The sequence below is a fragment of the Limosilactobacillus mucosae DSM 13345 genome (assembly GCF_001436025.1).
GTDB lineage: Bacteria > Bacillota > Bacilli > Lactobacillales > Lactobacillaceae > Limosilactobacillus > Limosilactobacillus mucosae.
Genome location: NZ_AZEQ01000001.1, coordinates 180,267 through 197,339 on the forward strand (window position 1 = coordinate 180,267; position 17,073 = coordinate 197,339).

Here is a 17,073-nt window from a genome sequence, read left to right on the forward strand (position 1 = left end):
CTCAGTGAGACGTGTTTTTTAGTAGCGAGGAAGCTGTAGGACTGCCGCAATCTGATCAGCAGGTGCCTTTAGGATGGCAGGCGCGCCGATTGTTTTGACGTAGACTAAGTTTAAGTAACCATTATGATTTTTCTTATCGTGTTTGATTAGATCCAAGACCTTATCAGAGGCCAGCCATGGTGAAGTTGTTGGCAGACCAACTGCTGCCAATCGGTCTTTAATTTTTTTGGTTACGCCAGGTGCTGTTTTGCCTTCGTTTTCAAAGGCTTGACAAATCGCAACCGTGCCAATGCTGACCGCTTCACCATGGCGCAACTCACCGGCAGATAAAGCTTCAACCGCGTGACCGATTGTATGGCCAAAATTGAGCAACTGTCGCTGACCACTTTCTTTTTCATCGCTCATGACGACTTCAGCTTTAAATTGGATGGAATATTTGATTAGTCCTAATGCATGTTCCAAGATTGCTTCAGGAGTGTCAATTTGTTCAATTAATTGCCAAAAATCACCACCAACCATTGCGGCAGCTTTAACGATCTCGCCATAGCCTTCTACTAGATCGCGAGGCGGCAATGTCTTTAAGGTTTCTGGATCAATCAGCACCAGATCAGGTTCGTAAAAGGCACCAACAATATTTTTGGTCGTTCCTAAATCAACGGCAGTCTTGCCACCAACTGAACTGTCAACCTGAGCCAGCAGCGATGTTGGAATTTGAATCAAGGAAATCCCTCGCATGTAAGTAGCTGCCAAAAAGCCTACTAAATCACCTGTTACGCCACCGCCAAGCGCAATTACCGCATCATCACGATTAAAATTGGCCGCCACCAATTTTTCACTTAGTCTTTGGAGCTGTGACAGCGATTTTGAAGCTTCACCGGCTGGAAAATCATAGCAGTGGACCTCAAAGCCGTGTGCGGTCAGTTGGGTAGCCAAGTCAGTCTGATAGAGTGGTGCAACGTTGTCATCGCTGATCAGTGCTACCTTTCGCGCTGACCAGATTTTGGCGATTCGCTCCCCGGCCGTTTTTAACAAACCCGGTTCAATTAAGACTTGATATTGTTGATTGGCTAAAGATACCGTGATTTTTTCCATGATAATTCCTTCTTTGATTATTCAATCGACTGCAAAGCTTGGCGGACCGCATTCGTTTTGACTACCATTTCGTTAAATTCATTTGGTTTTAAGGCTTGCGCGCCATCAGAAAATGCATGGGCTGGGTCATCATGAATTTCAACAATCAATCCGTTGGCACCAGCAGCAACACCTGCCAAGGCAAGCGGCGTTACAAATTCAGTATGACCAGCAGCATGGCTTGGGTCAGCAATTACGGGGTAGTGGGTCAACTTTTGTAAAACCGGGATGACACCAACATCAAAAGTATTGCGCGTGTATTTGTTGTCAAACGTTCGAATCCCACGTTCAACGATCATAATTTGGTGATTTCCACCAGCAGCAATGTATTCGGTTGCGTTCAAGACGTCATCAACCGTTGCTGACATTCCACGCTTTAACATTACCGGTTTACGGGTTTTTCCAACCGCCTTTAGAAGAGAAAAGTTTTGCATATTGCGGGCACCAATCTGAAAAATATCAGTGTAGGCTTCAACCAGCGGCACCTGCTCAACATCCATGACTTCTGTTACCACATCCAATTCTAGTCGATCGGCTGCATTTCTCAAGGCAATCAGACCTTCTTTGCCTAATCCCTGGAATGAGTATGGTGAGGTGCGAGGCTTGAAGGCACCACCGCGCAGAACGGTTGCACCAGCATTTTTAACAACTTGCGCCATTTTTAAAATATGTTCGGCGGATTCTACTGAGCAAGGTCCAGCCATTAAGGTAAAGTTCTTTCCGCCAATCGTTGAGTGTGGCGTTTTAATGATCGTATCCTCGGGATGGAACAAGCGGGATGCTTGAACGGCGGCTGGAACATCGGTAATAATTTCTTGAGCAGCGGCTTGTTCGGCTGGGGTAAGGTCGCTTGGATCGGCATTTTGAATGGCAACACGATTGTTATGGACAAAAATCTCCTGCTGACTGCCGAAATGCTGCTTTAATTCTTCAATTGCTGCTTTTGCTTGATCATTTTTTAATACGATAATCATAATAAACGCTCCCTTACTAATCAATTCAAAAACCCTCATGATGTTAAAACACCATGAGGGTTCGCGCTTGCATTGATATGCTGGTTGGAGCGGAGCCGATTACATAGTGCTTTAACAAAACATCTGCCATGTAATCGGTAATTACAAACTATTATCAATCACATAGACTGCTAGACTAACGCCAACAATCTATGTCATGTCAGCGTTAATATGATTGATAATAATAGCTAAATCGTACGTTTGTAATTTTCATAATGCTGCTCCTTAATTTAAGTATTTCCTAAAGGTTGAATTGAGTATATATTATGAGAAAAACAAAGTCAACTCTAATCTTGCTTTAATCTATAATCATCGTTGTTTAATCAATGAAATAAATAAGTGCCTTGAAAATAGAATGGTAATAAGAAAACTCACTTTATTTTTTTAAGAAACTGGATGATGCCAGAATCAGCACCATGCTGTTAAGCGCAATAAAAAAGCCCGACAATAAAACTGCCAGGCAAAATACTTACTATCGATATATTGAGAGGGTTTAGGATTCAGCAAGTAAGATTAAATTTAGATTTAAGATTTGAGTGGGATTTTGAATAATGACTGAGATTAGTTCTTAGAACCAGCGCGGTCACGCAGCGTCTGTTCAATATCTTCCAAAGACTTGCCACGGGTTTCAAAGACTTTGGCATGGACGAACCAAATACCAAAGAAGCAAAGAACGCCATAGCCGATAAACAGACTACCCGTACCGAAGAAGTCCAGCAGGGTCGGGAAGGTTAATGAAACAATCAGGTTGGCGGTCCAGTTGACCACGGAACCAAATGAGTTGCCCAGGCCACGAATATTAAGTGGGAACATTTCACCAAACATGACCCACATAACAGGACCCCAAGTACCAGAGAAGAAAGCAATGTAAATCGTCATGGCAACGACACAGATGACCGCCGCTGCCTTTGAACCGCCAGAGAATTTCATCCCGGCACTCATGACAAACAATGAGATCCCCATGCCAAGACCACCATAGATCAGCATCTTTTTACGGTCAACCTTATCCATGATGGAAAGGGCAAATGCCGTAACGATGACATTAAAAGTCCCGATCCCAATGTGAGCCAGCAGCGCAGCGTTAACACCGAAACCAACATCAGTGAAGATCGTTGGTGCGTAGTAGAGCACGGTATTGCAGCCCATGACCTGTTGGAAGACGGCCAGACCGATTGCTGCAATCAAAGCCGGCCGAACCATTGGACCAAACAGTTCTTTTAAGCCGCCATTTTTCATGTGGACTTGCTGTTCAATCTGGGTCATGTCTTTATCAACGACGTCTTTGTCATTGCGGTTCATGTTCATCAAAACAGCCCGTGCGTCGTCTTCACGACCAATCTTAACCAGGTAACGAGGGGATTCTGGCAAGTAAAGGGCACCAAAGAACATGATGGCAGCAGGGATAGCGGCAAAGCCAAGCATCCAGCGCCAACCAGTGTACATGTTTTCAAACGACCAGTTGGTGATGTAGGCAACCAGAATACCAGTCATAACCATTAATTGGAACATACTGGAAACCATGCCCCGCTTGTCGGCTGGCGAAAGCTCGGCTAAGTAGGTAGGAACCATTGAAGATGATGCCCCAACGGCTAAACCTAAAACGATCCGGAAGCAGAGCAGTGACCAGAATCCTTGTGAGAATCCAGAACCAAGTGCACCGACAAAGAAGATAACCGATGACAATAATAGCAGCTTGCGACGGCCATACTTATCAGACGATGGCCCGATAAACAATGAACCTAAGATGGCACCCAGCAGTACCGCGGAAACGATCCAGCCTTGTTCCCAAGTTCCCAGATGCATCTGTTTTTGAATAAACAGAATGGCCCCGGAAATAACACCAGTATCGTAACCGAAGAGCAAACCGCCGAGGGCCCCGAAAAAGTAAATAAAGCCCGCAGATACTTTGCGCATGATTACACAACTCCTTAACTATAAAACACTCCTATTGCTTTAGTTGGTTTAAAACTAAAACCAACCCGCGAATATAATATAACCGCTTTCAAAGATAAAAGCAAGCAGAATTTGAAAAATAGTCGCGTGAATTTTTAGTGAAGAACTAGGCAGCAGCTTTTTTAAAAAATTGCTGCTGACGATAGCGACTTTTTTCTTCATTATATATTTTAAAAGCCGCTGCTTAGGATCAACTGATTTTGAATTTTTTTGCTAGAAAGGGTTTACAAAACAGCAGGCATGGTCTATATTAAAAGTCGTAAGTTAGTTGTTTATTCAAACTAATAAATTTCAGGAGGCCCATATTATGAGTGATTTATGGCAAGGTATTGATAAAGTTAAGTATGAAGGTCCACACAAAGGCCTGAACTCACGTCTGGCATTCCAATACTACAACCCAGAAGAAGAAATTCTGGGCAAGAAGATGAAGGATTGGCTGCGGTTCTCAGTTGCCTACTGGCACACGTTTGACCAACGGCTGGTTGACCCATTTGGTGATGGCACGGCGGTTCGTCCATATGACAAGTACACTGACCCAATGGACAATGCTTTGGCAAAAGTTGACTATGCTTTTGAATTCTATGACAAGCTGGGTGTTGACTACTTCTGTTTCCACGACCGCGACTTGGCTCCAGAAGGCGACACGTTGCGTGAAACCAATCAGAATTTGGACAAGGTCATCGACAAGATCGTTGAATACCAAAAGACGACTGGCATGAAGGTATTGTGGAACACGTCCAACCTGTTTACCAATCCTCGTTTCTTGGCTGGTGCTGGAACGGCTCCATCTGCAAAGATCTACGCATACGCCTGTGCACAGCTGAAGCACAGTCTGGAAGTCGGCAAGCGGGTTGGTGCTGAAAACTACGTCTTCTGGGGCGGCCGTGAAGGTTACGAATCACTCTGGAACACTGAAATGAAGCGCGAACAATCACACATTGCCAAGTTCTTCCACATGGCTAAGGACTACGCAAACGAAATCGGCTTTGATGCTCAAATGCTGCTGGAACCTAAGCCAAAGGAACCAACGACGCACCAATACGACTTTGATGCAGCAACGACGCTGAACTTTATGAAGGAATACGGCTTGGACAAAGACTTCAAGCTGAACCTGGAAGGCAACCATGCTAACCTGGCTGGTCACACTTACCAACACGAAATTCGCGTTGCTCGTGAAGCCGGTATGCTGGGCTCATTGGATGCCAACCAAGGTGACAAGCTGATTGGCTGGGACATCGACGAATTCCCATCCAACCTGTACGAAGCTACGGCAGCTATGTACGAAGTTGTTGAAGCAGGTCAGATCGGCCCTCGTGGTGGTCTGAACTTTGACTCTAAGCCACGTCGGACTTCCTGGAAGCCAGAAGACCTGTTCTACAGCCACATTGTCGGCATGGACACGTTTGCTGCCGGTCTGCGGGTTGCTGCTGCCCTTAAGGAAGACGGCTACCTGGACAAGGTACTCAAGGATCGTTACGCATCATGGGATGAAGGTCTGGGCAAGTCCATCGAAGAAGGCAAGGAAGACTTCAAGTCGATCGAACCAACTGTTTTGGACACGCCACAAAGCGAACTGCGGGCTGCTACGCAATCTGACCACCTTGAACAGGTTAAGGATACGATCAACCACTTTATGATTGAAACGCTGGCTAAGTAATCACTTGAAACTCTAACAATACTAATAGAAAGGATTCGCATCGCCGCAGCTGGCTGCGGATCCTTTTTTCTTGGAGGAAATATTATGAACGAATACGTAATCGGGGTCGATCTGGGAACGAGTGCCGTTAAAGTTTCAGCAATGGATCGTTCTGGTAAGATCGCCGCTCAGCAAAGCTATGACTATCCACTGAGTCAGCCTAAGCCAGGCTACAGTGAGCAGAATCCACAAGACTGGCTTTATGGGACAACAATTGGCATTGACCGCATGATCTTAAAAGATGGCATTAAAAAAGAAGAGATCAAGGGCATATCATTCTCTGGTCAAATGCATGGGCTGGTACTTTTGGATGCGGACAATCAAGTTCTGCGGCCGGCTATTTTATGGAACGACACGCGTACGACCAAGCAGTGCCAAGAAATCATGGATAAGATGGGCGATCGCTTCATCGATATTACTGGCAACAAGCCACTGGAAGGTTTCACGCTGCCTAAGCTGCTTTGGGTCAAGGAGAATGAACCGGAGATCTGGGCTAAGGCCAAAACGTTCCTGTTGCCAAAAGACTATGTTCGCTTCTGCATGACGGGTAACCTGGGGATGGATTATTCGGATGCCACGGGGACGGTGCTGTTAGACATCAAGGAAGGTCAATGGAGCCGGGAAATCTGTGAGGCTTTTGATATTCCAATGAGCATGTGCCCACCATTGATGAAATCAGTTGACTATGCTGGCAATGTTTCCGCCAGCTATGCAATGTTTTCGGGCCTTTCGACTGCTACCAAGATCTATGGTGGTGGCGGTGACAATGCCTGTGGCGCGGTTGGGGCCGGCATTCTGCATCCAAATATGGTGATGTCTTCGATTGGGACTTCTGGCGTGGTGCTTAAATATGAAGAAAATGCTGACGTCAACTATCATGGTCAGATTCAATATGAATGCCATGCAATTCCCGACACTTACTACTCAATGGGGGTTACTTTGGCAGCGGGCCATTCGCTGAATTGGTTCAAGCACAAGTTTGATCCAGATGAAGACTTCTCAATGATGGTTGAAAAAGCTTCTCAACGGCCATTGGGTGCGAATGGCTTGATCTTTACGCCATACGTGGTTGGTGAACGGACGCCATATGCTGATGCTGATATTCGCGGCAGCTTTATTGGCGTTGACAGCATGCAGGATCGCTATGACTTCTGCCGAGCCGTTATGGAAGGGATCACCTTTAGCTTCCGGGATATCTTGAACATCTATGATCAAAACGGTCAAGAGTTTGACACGGTTGTAGCAATCGGCGGTGGGGCCAAGAGCGACTTTTGGCTTCAGATGCAGGCCGATATCTTCAATAAGAAGGTCGTTGCCTTAACCAATGAACAGGGGCCTGGTTTGGGGGCCGCCATGATTGCAGCAGTTGGCCTGGGCTGGTTTGACTCTTTGCAGGACTGTGCCAAGGAGTTCGTTCACTTTGGCAAGGAGTACCTGCCAAAGCCGGCCAATGTTGCCAAGTACGATGAACTGTATGCAATCTACCACCAAGTCTATGATCAGACCAAAGACCTGTGCCATGCTTTATTGAACTTCCGTCGTGAAGACTAGCTGGTTGGTCCAATCCTTAAAACTTATTTCATCAATTAACAGCTTAAAAACTCATTTGCATCATTAAAAAGCGCCATGCAGACTGCCATTAGGGCAATTCTGTATGACGCTTTTATGGTATTTGATTTTTTCTACTATTATATAGGATCAAAAAAGCAGACAAACAGCGATCAGCGAATCAAGCCATTTGTCTTTATAAGATGATCATAATTAATATAGTGGATGAAAAAGTAGACAAACAGCGACCAATCGATCAAGCTATTTATCCTTATAAGATGATCATAATTAAACCGAATTCGTAGACAGGTTAACGGACTTGTCTAAGCCGAGTTAACAGCAAAATTTGTGAAATGAGTTTTGCCCATTGTTAAAAACAATCGGCAAAACGATAATAACCAATATTCTATTTATCAATGAGTATGAGCAGGGAAAAACAGAATTGGGGTGTTTTATAGTCAATGGCTGATTTTAATAAAGAGAGCTAAGGAAATAGTCAGCCTGACAGCCTAAAGACAGACTGATTCGATATGAATTAAAATCAGCAGTATATTGATTTTCCCTAGCTCATGCTATTATTTTATGTAATCGCTAACACAGTAACTTGAAGATTAGAATCATTTTTTGAATAAAGGACGGATTAGAATGGAAATGGTAACTGAGTATCTAGAGTCACTAGGGGTACCGGCTACAATCTGGGAGTACGATCGTGGCCAGTATAGCCTGCAGTTTCGCCAAGGTAAGCTATTATTGATGGACTATCTAAAAATCCTGCGCCGCTGCCCACATAAAACGCTGCAGTTTTTGCGGCACAGTCAAAATCTTTACAGCTGCCTAATGTGGCATGATCAAACAGTTGTCTTTTTTGGCCCAGTGATTGTCAACGTCAGTCAGCGCTATCAAAATAACAATGCGATCAGCAGTCATGCCGTTATGTATATGCCAAAGCTGCTGAAGACGGTTTATCTGGAAGAAAAACAGTTTTTGCAGCAGATTTTGGTGTTGGGACGGTTATTAGAACTGCCGATCGATTTTGAAACCATTAGTGACGAATTTCATCAAGCACGTATTTCAAGAGACCTTGATGCCCAATTGCTGAAGCTGCGGATGAGCAGTGAGGGAGGTCACGTTAGCTATCTGTATGAGCGAGAAGTCAAAAAAGCAATTGCGCAAGGAAATCTGGCTGCCTTGCCGATTATATTCTCTAAAAACATCAATTCGGGGCGGATCGGCATTTTAGCAGACAATCAAGACGCACTGCGCAACGTTAAAAACTGGGGTATTATCTCGGTTTCCGTAAATCTGCGCGCGCTGTTTCAAGTTGGGCTGGATTATGAACTGGTATATTCGCTGAATGATCAATACGTACGACATATCGAATCGTTGACGTCCTACAATGAAGTGCTGGCGGCAATTGAGGCAGCAGATGTGGATATGGCCACACGCTGCCGTGAGATGGTTAATGCCAAGATGACTGCAGCCGTCAGCAAAGTCTTTTGGCAGCTGATGAGTGATCCGACTACGGACCAAAGTATCGATGAGCTGGCAATGGCGGTGGGATTGTCCAGTCGCTATCTTGGCAGCCAGTTTAAAAAACAGGTCGGGGTCAGCATCAGCCAATTTAAACGCCTGGTTCAGATCAATCATGCAATTGAGGATCTGATCGGTACCAATCTGTCAATGGCTGAACTCGCTGAACGCTATGATTTTTCTGATCAGGCCCATTTCTCACGTGTTTTTCATGCCTTAACCGGGATAACGCCTAAAGAAGCCCGTACTGATGCCGCTAAAATTGCCGATTGGAATCTTTACGACTATCTATTTTAAAAATAGTATGAAAAATAAATCATATGTATTTTTAAATTTTATTACTAAGCGACCTCGTTTTTGTCAGCGGTCATTTTTTGTTGACGCTATATGAAGAAAAGAGCTCGATTATTTTAGCGAAATAAAAAATTCTAACTCAGGAATGATAAAAAAATTGATTTTTAGGGTAGCGTTTTCAAAAAGACTATGTTAGATTTTGGTCGTTGGTTGAAAACACAAACTAACGTGCAGCGCTGCACCTGTTTGAATCAAATCTATAAGAGGTGTAAAAACTATGGACAAGCCACAAAACAAGCAAGTCGATGAGTTCGCCAAACTATCCTGGGGCGAGCGAATCGCTTATGGTGCCGGTGACTTGGCACAAAATCTGATTTTTGGGACGATTGGCTCAATGTTGCTGTTTTATCTGACAACGGTTTTTGGAATCTCAGCAGCTGTTGGGGCCACGATTTTTCTGATTGTTCGCTGGGTCAATGTTTTTTGGGATCCTTGGGTTGGAACGGTTGTCGATAAAAGTCACTTTAAGCACGGCGGCAAATACAAGCCATTTTTGATTTACTTTGGAATTCCGCTCACGATCTGCTGTGCCATGCTGTTCTTGCCAATTCCAGCCGTCCGCGGCAATGTTGCCTATGCCTTCTTGATGTATCTGGCAACGGCCTTGATCTATTCGTTCGTTAATATTCCTTATGGCTCGCTGAATGCTTCGCTGACGCGGGACAATGATGAGATCTCAACTTTAACGACGGTTCGGATGACGGAAGCCAATATCGGTAATCTCTTGGTCTACACGTTCTTGCCATTGTTCGTTCAAATGGCATCCCCTGCCAAGCATTTAAAAGATATCGGGATGTTTGGCATCAAGCTTAATTTAGGTAACTATGCCTCGCCACACGCTGCTGGTGCCTACTTCCACGTTATGTCAATCTATATGCTGATTGGTTTTATTCTGTTGCTTTGCACTTACTTTGGTGTTCATGAACGGGTGCTGCCAACGGAAGAAGAAACGGATTCCGTTAAGTTTTCTGATCTTTGGAATGAGCTGCGTCGTAACAAACCACTACGGGTACTAGGCTGCTTTTTCCTGGTTGGCTTTACCTTCATGTTCTTTGGCAATACGGTTTGGCCATTCTTTGTTCAGTACAACATTGGTCACTCAGAATGGATGGCTTCAATCAATCTGATTGGTTCGATTCCAGGGATCTTCCTCGTCTTCTTGTGGCCAATTGTGCGGCGCAAGATCGGCAAAAAGGGATTCTTCCAACTGTTCTTGGGAATGTTTATCGTTGGGACGCTGCTTCTTTGGGTATGGTCATGGCCACAGTTTAAGAACAGCATTGCCCTGGGCTACATTGGTCGCTTTATCATGCAGTGGGGAATTACGGCCGCTACTGGCTACATGTGGTCACTGGTTCCGGAAGTCGTTTCCTATGGTGAATGGAACTCAAAGAAGCGGGTTGCTGGGATCATCAACGCCTTGATGGGACTGTTCTTCAAGATTGGTCTGGCACTTGGCGGGATCATTCCAGGCTACATCAATGCAGCTTGCCACTTTGACGGTACTAAGGCTGCGCAATCAGCAACGGCCTTGAATGGGATTACGATTTCAATGATCTGGCTGCCAATTGTTTTGGCAATTGTTGGCATGTGGGTGATCAGTAAGTACCCATTGTCTGATGCAGAAGTTGACAAAATCAATCACGAAATTGAAGATCGCCGCCAAGCTGAAGAAAAGTAGCTGTCTTAATGCAGAAATAACGGAAAGGATGAAAGTTCATGAAAATCTATGTTGATGCGCAGGCACCATTTGATGGCGATGGAAGCAAGCATCGTCCATTTAAAACGATTCAAGCAGCCGCAGATATCGCAATGCCAGGCGATAAGGTTTGCGTTTTTCCAGGCATTTATCGTGAAAACGTTAATCCTAAGCATGCGGGCACGGCAGATCAGCGCATCGTCTATGAGTCGGTTGAGCCGTTAAAGGCCATTATTACTGGGGCGGAAGTCGTTAAAGGCTGGGAAAAAACTGCAGATGGCATTTGGCAGGTAAAAATTCCCAACAGTATGTTTAGTGAGCGCAATCCATACACGACCAAGATTTTTGGTGACTGGTTCGATGCACGAATCCTGGCTCATACAGGTGAGGTCTATTTAAACGACAAGGCCTTGTATGAGGTCAACACGCTGGCTGAGGTAAAACAGCCCGTTCGCAATGAAAAATCATGGGATCCTGACTTTACGATCTATACTTGGTATACGGAACAAGATGCTGACACGGATGAAACGATTATCTATGCCAACTTCCATGATTTCGATCCCAACCAGGAAAACGTGGAGATCAACGTGCGTCAAAGCTGTTTTTACCCACAGGCTGAAGGAATCGGCTATATTACCTTAAAAGGATTTGGCGTTACCAAAGCGGCGACGCAATGGGCGCCACCAACGGCTTACCAAGAAGGGATGGTTGGTCCACACTGGTCAAAAGGATGGATCATTGAAGAATGTGAGATTTCGCATTCCAAATGTTCTGGTATCTCGCTTGGCAAGTACCTGCAGCCAAACAATGACAATAAATGGTCTAAGTGGAAATACAAAGATGGTACTCAGACGGAGCGTGACGTAATCTGTCAAGCATCTTATGAAGGCTGGGATAAAGAACACGTCGGCTCGCATATCGTACGGCGCAATCGCATTCATGACTGTGGTCAAACCGGGATTGTTGGTCACTTGGGCGGTGTCTTCTCCTTGATTGAAGAAAACGACATCTACAATATCAACATTCGTCAAAATCTGGTGGGAGCCGAAATTGGCGGCATTAAGATGCATGCTGCCATTGATGTGATCTACCGTCATAATCATATTCACCACTGTACGCGTGGCTTATGGCTGGACTGGCAGGCACAAGGGACACGTGTAACTCAAAATGTTTTTGACCACAATTCGTTACCAGAGCATTTTGAAGTCAGCGAAGAGAACGTGGGCGACGTGCTGCAAGGGCTTGGTGAAGATATGTGGGTCGAGGTTTCGCATGGACCAACGCTGATTGACAACAACCTATTCCTTTCAGAACGCTCAATTCGGTTTGCTGCGCAGGGAATTGCCATGGTGCACAACCTGATTGCGGGCAGCTTTACTGCGGTTGGCGTTGGGACGGACAATAATTCTGTCAATCTGCCATCCAACCGCTTTACACCATATCATGAACATCACGGCACCAAGGTAATGGGCTTTATGACGTTCCAACATGGCGACAATCGTTTTTACAATAATGTCTTCGTTCAACAAAAGCTGCGGCCGGAAATGCAAAAGCTGGCTGAACTGATGCATGACAAGCCGGATGCATGGGATACTTACAACTTTAAAGTCGGTACCCAGCCATTTGAAGAATATCCAACGTTTGCAGAATGGGATCAGCAGTTTGATGGCTATTGCGGAATCTATGCGCCAAACAGCGATCACTATTACAACCATCTGCCAGTATGGAACGCGGGCAACGCTTACTTCAACGGTGCCCAGTCATGCAGCAAGGAACAGAACCAATTCGTCGACGATAAGGATCAAGTCGTCCTGGAATTGGAGAAGCGAGCTGATGGCCTGTATCTTAAGACTAATTTGGCTGATTTCCTGCCGCAAGACAACGATGCCAAGATTACAACTGCTACGCTGGGGATGGCGTTTGAACCAGAAGAACGCTATGAAAATCCTGATGGCACGCCAATCGTCTTTGATGCTGACTTCTTTGGCAACCATCGTGACGGTGCCATGGTAACGGCTGGTCCTTTGGTTAAGTTCCAAGCTGAGCAGCGGGTTTTCTAAAAGCTTGATGCTGGATTAGCCATAATACTGAATCTGAATCAACTAAAAAGCGCTTCGTCATTTTGAAATGGCGAAGCGCTTTTATTGGTTGTTGATTTTAATGAATTTTAGCGATTTTACAATAGGAATTTTGTTTAAAAGAGTTGAGATGATAAACCAACGATCAAGCGTAAAAATTATTTAACAGAGCGAATCATCTGAATGAAGATGCAGGCCAAAACGATCGCCATCCTAGTCACCCAAAGAATGGCACAGATAAAGAAGCCGGGCGTAAAGCAGATACGCCCGTTTTTATCTAACTTGATTTCTTCTGTTTTTTTTAGCAGTATCCATATTTGACCGTCAATTTATCACTGTCAGCTCTAAAAACACTACCCAAACCTGCCATGACTGCGGTTTTGTAATGGGGAGTACCGGGACCAAAAAGCTGACACTGGCAGATCGCGAATGGATATGTCCACAGTGCCATGTTCATCATATCCGTGATTACAATGCAGCACTGAATATTTTAGAAAAAGGACTCCAGAAACAACAAAAAGCCTAGTCAAGCGATTGGCGCAGTTCGTCATAGTAAGGCGCGGTCTGATCAATAATCTGGTTGGTAAAGTTTTTCACCAGCAGATATTTGATTGCTGGGCCGTCAAGATTGAAATGCATGGTAAAAAGGTCATTGATTCGTTGCCCCAGCAATAGTTGGTATGTTCCATGCCAATGGGAATGATCATCATTTCGCCGGCTTTAATGATTTTTTCTGCTGATTCGGTAACGGTTCTTTGCGCGCCATCCATGATGTACATGATTTCAAAGGCTGGGTGGTGTTCAGTTGGCCAGCGCCAGCCAGGCTCGACGGTTTCGGCATGGCCGCCAAAAAATGAAAAAGTAGTGTTGATCGTTGGCAGATAGCCGTCTTCAAAAAACTGCATGCTTATTCCTCCTGCTTTTAGCTTATGATATTGTATCCGCTTTCCAAAGAAAATAAAACTTGTTAAAATAAACTTGATAGCATTTTAATGGGCAGAGCACGTTTTGGTTATCGATTTCAAAAACAAATCTAAAAAAAGTAAAGCAATTGCAAAATTAAAAGTGATTTGATTTACATTGAGCGATAAAAGTGTTAAATTATAGTTGTAGTTGATAATCATTCTAAACTAAAGGAGAGGATTATAATGAACTTTATCGGTCAAGAAATCGCAGACTTTAAGGTGCGTGCCTATCAAGATGGCGAAACGATGGATGTAACCAAGCAGGACGTTCTTGGCAAGTGGAGCATTTTCTTCTTCTACCCAGCCGACTTTTCATTTGTCTGCCCAACCGAACTGGAAGCGCTGCAGGACAACTATGAAGCCTTTAAGCAGGCCAACGCGGAAATTTACTCGGTTTCAGAAGACACTGAATTCGTTCACAAGGCCTGGGCTGAAGCATCTGAAAAAATCGGCAAGATCAAGTATCACATGTTGGCCGACCCAGCTGGTAAATTGGCACGCATGTTTGATGTTTTAAACGAAGATGAAGGTCAAGCCTACCGTGGCGTGTTCATTGTTGACCCAGATGGCAAGATTCAGTCATACACGATCAATAACATGGGGATTGGTCGTTCCGCCGAGGAGATTCTGCGGACGCTTCAGGCTGCTCAGTTCGTTCGTGAGCATGGCGATCAGGTCTGCCCAGCCAACTGGAAGCCAGGTCAAGATACCATTAAGCCAAGCTTGGATTTGGTCGGCAAGCTTTAATGATTGCAGGTGATTAAAATGGCAGCAGAACATATTTATGATCTGATTATCGTGGGCGCTGGGCCTGCGGGGTTGACTGCTGGCATCTATGCTGGCCGGGCAACGCTGGACACCTTGATTTTGGAGGCGGACACGGTCGGCGGTCAGGTTACTACGACTTCAACGGTCTACAACTATCCCGGCAATGCGGCCATTGACGGCACCAAACTGATGAATCAAATGCAGCAGCAGACTGCTGACTTTGGCGTTAATATTCAAAAAGACGATATCGTTAAGTTTGAGCTTGATGGCGACGTCAAAAAGCTGACTGGCAAGAGTGGTACCGTCTATCAAACCCGCAGCATCATCTTGGCAATGGGTGCCAGTCCACGTAAGGTTGGTTTCCCTGGTGAAGCAGAGTTTCGTGGGCGGGGGATCGCCTATTGTTCAACCTGTGATGGTGAGTTGTTCAGTGGACTGCAGGTATTTGTCGTTGGTGGTGGCTATTCGGCCGCTGAAGAAGCTGACTACCTGACGCGATTTGCCAAGCACGTTACGGTTTTAGTCCGGGGTGATCATTTCAAATGTGCACCACTGACAGCTTCTCGGGCGCTAGACAATCCTAAGGTCAGCGTGATGTATCATACCGAAGTCAAGCGCGTTGATGGTGATCAATACCTGAACTCGCTGACGATGGTCAATAATCAAACCGGCGAGGAAACGGTCTACCATGTCGATGATGGCGACCAAACCTTTGGCGTCTTTATTTATGTTGGTACGCAGCCGGCTACTGAGCGGTTAAAGGGTATCGTTGATCTGGATGAACGCGGCTATATTCACGTTGATCAAAACGGGGCAACCGACCTGCCTGGTGTTTATGCGGCGGGCGACGTCATCGTCAAGCAGTTGCGTCAGATCATCACGGCCGCGGCTGATGGGGCGGTAGCAGCTACCAGCGCGGAAAAATACGTGACGGAACAAAAGCAGCGGTTGGGAATCCCGGTTCATGTCAAAAAAGAGGTTCCTAAAGCCGCTACGGTTGGTCAGACTTCCAAAGTTGAAAGTACTCAGCCAGCCCATCATACTGGGGACTGGTTTACCCCAGATCTGGTGGCGCAGATGCAGGCCGTCTTTGGCAAATTGACCAAGGACGTAACGCTGCAGCTTTTGGATGACGACACGGAGCTGAGCCAAGAAATGGACAGCTTTATTGGTGAAATGGTCAAGCTCAGCGATCATCTTAAGCTTCAAAAGACGACGGCACCGGATAGTCTGGTCTACACGCCACAATTGCGCTTGGTCGTTGACGGTACGGATACCGGACTGCATTATGCCGGGGTTCCAACCGGCCATGAGCTGACGTCATTGATTCTGGGAATCTATAACGTTGGCGGTCCAGGCCAAAGTGTTGAACCGGCGCTGGCTGAACGAATCAAAAAGCTGCCATCGACTGATATTAAGATTGGGGTCTCTTTAACGTGTCACTTCTGTCCGGATGTCGTGGCTGCTTGTCAGCGGATGGCTTCGCTCAATCCGCGCATTACAGCAACAATGATTGATCTGCAGCACTTCCCAGCTTTAAGAAAGGAACGGCAGATTATGAGCGTACCGGCTACGATTATCAATGACGGACCGGTTATCTTTGGCAGCCAGTCGCTAGAAGAATTGGTAGCTGCTGCTGAAAAAGCAACTGAATAATGAAAAAATGTCTTGGACTTTTGTGGCTATAATGCCCTCTAAGTATACAGATGAAATAGAAAATTCGTCTGATACTTGGAGGGTGTTTTTAATTATGGGAAGACGAGCCAAATTTTCAGTTCAGCAAAAATTAATTATTATCAAGAAAGCTCAAACAGAATCTATTGAAAGATTAGCTCAGGAATATTGCGTCAACGCACACACCATCAGAAGATGGAAGAGAGTGTACAAATACCAGGGAATGAGAGGACTTGAAAGTGCTCACCATAATAAAGTTTATTCCGTTGAGTTTAAGCGCAAATTAGTTGTGGAATTTGAGCATTCAACGGATACCTTAGAAAAATTTGCTTTAAAGCATGGTTTAAAATCCGATTGGCAATTATCACAATGGATTATCCAGTATAATGAATCAAAACTGAAGGCTTATACGCCGAGAAAGCGAGATTCAATTATGCCAGGACGCAAAACTACTTTTGAAGAACGATTATCGATTATTGAAGACTTAATCAAGCACGATGTTAATTACAGTTGGGCTGTAGATAAGTATCACGTGAGTTACCAACAAGTCTATGGCTGGTATCAGAAATATCGTAAGAGTGGTAATGACCCGCAATCACTTCGTGATCGGCGGGGTAAGGCTAAGCCCAAAGCCGAGTGGGCAGAACTAGATAAATTAAGAGCG

Annotated in this window: 12 protein-coding genes and 1 pseudogene; 9 read left to right on the forward strand and 4 right to left on the reverse strand. The window is 45.2% G+C overall.

Translation table 11 applies throughout. The features are described 5' to 3' along the window. Positions 1-18 precede the first annotated feature (18 nt). From aroB to FC47_RS00865, 3 genes are all read right to left on the reverse strand, one after another. Positions 19-1,092, reverse strand: coding sequence for a 3-dehydroquinate synthase (gene aroB, locus FC47_RS00855; protein WP_056967545.1), 1,074 nt, complete (start codon positions 1,090-1,092; stop codon positions 19-21). Positions 1,093-1,109: 17 nt separating this feature from the next. Continuing rightward, the gene (aroF, locus tag FC47_RS00860; protein ID WP_056967546.1) at positions 1,110-2,105 is read right to left on the reverse strand and encodes a 3-deoxy-7-phosphoheptulonate synthase; all 996 of its coding nucleotides are present in this window, start codon (positions 2,103-2,105) and stop codon (positions 1,110-1,112) included. Between the two features lie 600 nt (positions 2,106-2,705). Beyond that, positions 2,706-4,058, reverse strand: a complete 1,353-nt coding sequence (locus FC47_RS00865; RefSeq protein WP_006500344.1) for a sugar porter family MFS transporter — start codon at positions 4,056-4,058, stop codon at positions 2,706-2,708. Between the two features lie 346 nt (positions 4,059-4,404). Between FC47_RS00865 and xylA the strand changes: the two genes are divergently transcribed. From xylA to FC47_RS10355, 6 genes and pseudogenes are all read left to right on the forward strand, one after another. Beyond that, a complete protein-coding gene (gene xylA / locus FC47_RS00870) occupies positions 4,405-5,754 on the forward strand; it encodes a xylose isomerase (RefSeq protein WP_006500342.1) in 1,350 nt (449 codons plus the stop codon). Positions 5,755-5,838: 84 nt separating this feature from the next. After that, positions 5,839-7,344 (forward strand): xylulokinase, encoded by a 1,506-nt coding sequence (xylB, locus tag FC47_RS00875; protein ID WP_056967547.1) that lies wholly within the window; start codon positions 5,839-5,841, stop codon positions 7,342-7,344. A 642-nt stretch (positions 7,345-7,986) separates the two neighbouring features. After that, a complete protein-coding gene (locus FC47_RS00880) occupies positions 7,987-9,168 on the forward strand; it encodes an AraC family transcriptional regulator (protein WP_033934374.1) in 1,182 nt (393 codons plus the stop codon). A 274-nt stretch (positions 9,169-9,442) separates the two neighbouring features. Next, a complete protein-coding gene (locus FC47_RS00885; protein WP_056967548.1) occupies positions 9,443-10,906 on the forward strand; it encodes an MFS transporter in 1,464 nt (487 codons plus the stop codon). Positions 10,907-10,944: 38 nt separating this feature from the next. Further along, positions 10,945-12,984, forward strand: coding sequence for a right-handed parallel beta-helix repeat-containing protein (locus FC47_RS00890; protein ID WP_056967549.1), 2,040 nt, complete (start codon positions 10,945-10,947; stop codon positions 12,982-12,984). Between the two features lie 331 nt (positions 12,985-13,315). Next, positions 13,316-13,528: pseudogene (locus FC47_RS10355) on the forward strand (zinc ribbon domain-containing protein); the annotation flags it as partial. 67 nt (positions 13,529-13,595) lie between these two features. On the opposite strand, the gene FC47_RS00895 reads toward FC47_RS10355, so the two are convergent. Beyond that, positions 13,596-13,907 carry a cupin domain-containing protein gene (locus FC47_RS00895; protein WP_056967550.1) on the reverse strand — a complete coding sequence of 104 codons (312 nt, stop codon included), beginning with the start codon at positions 13,905-13,907 and terminating at the stop codon, positions 13,596-13,598. A 243-nt stretch (positions 13,908-14,150) separates the two neighbouring features. Between FC47_RS00895 and ahpC the strand changes: the two genes are divergently transcribed. The 3 genes from ahpC to FC47_RS00910 form a co-directional block, all read left to right on the forward strand. Beyond that, positions 14,151-14,714 carry an alkyl hydroperoxide reductase subunit C gene (ahpC, locus tag FC47_RS00900; RefSeq protein WP_006500333.1) on the forward strand — a complete coding sequence of 188 codons (564 nt, stop codon included), beginning with the start codon at positions 14,151-14,153 and terminating at the stop codon, positions 14,712-14,714. An 18-nt stretch (positions 14,715-14,732) separates the two neighbouring features. Next, positions 14,733-16,391: an FAD-dependent oxidoreductase gene (locus FC47_RS00905; RefSeq protein WP_056967557.1), complete on the forward strand. Its 1,659-nt coding sequence runs from the start codon at positions 14,733-14,735 to the stop codon at positions 16,389-16,391. Positions 16,392-16,485: 94 nt separating this feature from the next. After that, on the forward strand, positions 16,486-17,073 hold a 588-nt coding region (locus FC47_RS00910; protein WP_056967551.1), incomplete at its 3' end, for a helix-turn-helix domain-containing protein.

Excerpts from the sequence above, each read along its gene's own strand:
- FC47_RS00895 (WP_056967550.1), bottom strand. The coding sequence starts at position 13,907 with ATGCAGTTTTTTGAAGACGGCTATCTGCCAACGATCAACACTACTTTT.
- FC47_RS00865 (WP_006500344.1), bottom strand. The coding sequence starts at position 4,058 with ATGCGCAAAGTATCTGCGGGCTTTATTTACTTTTTCGGGGCCCTCGGC.
- FC47_RS00885 (WP_056967548.1), top strand. The coding sequence starts at position 9,443 with ATGGACAAGCCACAAAACAAGCAAGTCGATGAGTTCGCCAAACTATCC.
- aroB (WP_056967545.1), bottom strand. The coding sequence starts at position 1,092 with ATGGAAAAAATCACGGTATCTTTAGCCAATCAACAATATCAAGTCTTA.
- ahpC (WP_006500333.1), top strand. The coding sequence starts at position 14,151 with ATGAACTTTATCGGTCAAGAAATCGCAGACTTTAAGGTGCGTGCCTAT.
- FC47_RS00905 (WP_056967557.1), top strand. The coding sequence starts at position 14,733 with ATGGCAGCAGAACATATTTATGATCTGATTATCGTGGGCGCTGGGCCT.
- FC47_RS00880 (WP_033934374.1), top strand. The coding sequence starts at position 7,987 with ATGGAAATGGTAACTGAGTATCTAGAGTCACTAGGGGTACCGGCTACA.
- aroF (WP_056967546.1), bottom strand. The coding sequence starts at position 2,105 with ATGATTATCGTATTAAAAAATGATCAAGCAAAAGCAGCAATTGAAGAA.
- xylB (WP_056967547.1), top strand. The coding sequence starts at position 5,839 with ATGAACGAATACGTAATCGGGGTCGATCTGGGAACGAGTGCCGTTAAA.
- FC47_RS00890 (WP_056967549.1), top strand. The coding sequence starts at position 10,945 with ATGAAAATCTATGTTGATGCGCAGGCACCATTTGATGGCGATGGAAGC.
- xylA (WP_006500342.1), top strand. The coding sequence starts at position 4,405 with ATGAGTGATTTATGGCAAGGTATTGATAAAGTTAAGTATGAAGGTCCA.